2 protein-coding genes are annotated in these 2179 nt (G+C 70.6%); both read right to left on the bottom strand.

All coding sequences use genetic code 11. The features are described 5' to 3' along the window. Positions 1–280: 280 nt before the first annotated feature. Positions 281–679 (bottom strand): DUF393 domain-containing protein, encoded by a 399-nt coding sequence (locus tag HFP89_RS00025; protein ID WP_168715588.1) that lies wholly within the window; start codon positions 677–679, stop codon positions 281–283. Next, positions 676–1929: an FAD-binding domain-containing protein gene (locus HFP89_RS00020; protein ID WP_168715587.1), complete on the bottom strand. Its 1254-nt coding sequence runs from the start codon at positions 1927–1929 to the stop codon at positions 676–678. Before HFP89_RS00020 ends, HFP89_RS00025 begins: the two co-directional genes overlap by 4 nt. Between the last annotated feature and the right edge of the window lie 250 nt (positions 1930–2179).

The following is a 2179-nucleotide window of genomic DNA, read 5'->3' as shown; positions in this document are numbered from 1 at the left end:
GGTTCGCGCGGAATCCGCCCTCCCCCTTAGAAACGCGCCGGGCACGCTCTCCACACCCCCGTCGTCCCGGGGCGCCGAAGGCGAACCCGGGACCTCGTGACGAAATCGCCCATCGAACCGGAGCGCCGGCACCGGGACGTTCCGGGTTCACCTGCTCGGCGCCCCGGAACGACGGAAAGACCTTCGCGCGGACATTCGCCCTCCCACCGTCGAACTTGTCGCCGGCGCTCGACCAACGGCCCGTGGGAGGCCGGCTGGGCCGAACGAAGGGGATGACGTCCTACGGCGGCGTAGCGTCGCGTCGCCCGCCGGTCAGCGCACGCGCCAGCCACTGCATTCCCGGTCGCACGAGCAGGAACAACGAATACATCCGCTCCAGCACCCACAGCACCGCGCGATTCCGCGCCAGCCGGCCCAGCGGGCGGAACGGGGGCACGGCACGCCACATCGCGGCGAAGGCCGCGGCACCGTCGAGCATCGGGCCGTTTCCCTCGCGGGCGTGGAAGCGCTTCAGCAACAGTTCCCGGTCGATCGGGCAGACGGCGCCGGCATCGTCGACGTCGACGATCCGGATCCGGTCGTCTCGGTCCAGCCGCTTCATCAAGGCGATCTCGCGCACGCACAGCGGGCAGCCGCCGTCGTACCAGACCGTGACCTCCGGATCCGAGTCAGCGCTCATGTCAGGCCCGCCTGCGCCAGCAGGTCCGGAATCTTCTTCTTGAACGGGAAGAAGCCGCTGGTCGCGTGCGGCCAGGCGTTGGTGTCCCAGCCGCGGCGCACGCGCCTGAGCTGCACGCCGCTTCCGGTCAGTGATTTCCGGAGCGCCGCCAGCCCATCGTCGATCGGGCCGACCGGGGCGTCCGGGGTGACGATGCAGGCCGCGTCGATCGCCCCGGCCCGCTCGGCCAACGCCTCGCCGTCGATCGCCTCGGTGACGATGACGGGCGCGCCCAGCGCCTTTTCGGCCTGCCGCGCCGCCGATTCGGCCGAGGCCCTGACGAAGGCCCGCGCCTTGTCGCCGAACGGCCACGGGGCACTTGCATGTCCGCCGCTGGCCACCACCACGCCGGCCACGTCCAGTCCGGCCGGCAACGCTTCGAAGCCGCGCAGGTCGTCGCCGTGCAGCAGGACCAGCACGCGGCTGCCGGACTCGACGGCGTCGGTCGGAGTGATCGGCTGACGCACCGGCGGCGGCTCCTCACGGATCGGCTCGGCCTCATCGGCCAGCTGACGGCCGAGCTCGTTGGCGTCGAAGCGACCATCGGTGTACCTGGCGATGTTGCCGGCCCGGGCCAGGTACGTCTTGCCGCGGGTCTGGATGCCGGCCACCCAGCGCCACGAGAGCGTGTTCGAGGCCGGGTCGGCGTCGATCAGGTGGCGCAGGAAGAAATCCGCACCCAGCGCCCACGGCAGCTTCAGGGTAAAGATCCAGATCGAGGCGAACCACATCCGCGCGTGATTGTGCAGGTAGCCGGTCGCGCGCAGTTCCGCGACCCAGTCATCGAAGCAGGCAATGCCGGTGCGCCCGGCCTCGGCCTCGTTCCAGGCCGTCGCAAGTGAGCCGTTGGCCTGAACCTCCTCGCGGTTGCGGTCGCGCTCGTCGAGAAAGTCATGCCAGACCTGCGGCCGCATCTGCAGCCAGCCCTTCCAGTAGGTACGCCACAGCACCTCCTGGATGAACTTCTCGGCCGTCGACGGCGCGAACTCGGCGAGCACCGCCTCGACCACCTCGTGCTCGGTGATCAGGCGGTAGCGGATGTAGGGCGAGAGCTGCGACACGTTGGCCTTGCGGCCCGGGCCTGGATCGGCGTTGCGCTGCGAGGCATACGTGCGACCCGAGCGCGGGACGAAGTCGTGCAACCGCGCCAGCCCGGCATCGCGGCCGGGCGGGAACAGGTCGAGCGGTTGCGGATGGTTTCCGGCTGTCATGCAGCGCACGGTACGGCGTTCGGGCGAAAAACGCGTGACCGGGCGGGCCGGCAGCGGCGAAGGATGACAGGGCTTTCTGGCGGAGGCCGGTTGCGGGCGAAGGGTGGCCCGGCCGGTTCGCGCGCAAGCGCCCTCCAACAGGTGAAACGGGCGGCGCGCCGGATCGGAGGTCTGTTGGAGGCCGCTTGCGGGCGAAGGGTGGCCGGTTCCGGCCTTCGCGAGCAAGCTCGCTCCCACAAGCATCGCCTTC

It is taken from the genome of Wenzhouxiangella sp. XN79A (assembly GCF_012272825.1).
In the GTDB taxonomy this organism is placed as follows: Bacteria; Pseudomonadota; Gammaproteobacteria; order Xanthomonadales; family Wenzhouxiangellaceae.
This window is presented reverse-complemented; position numbering and strand designations above follow the sequence as displayed.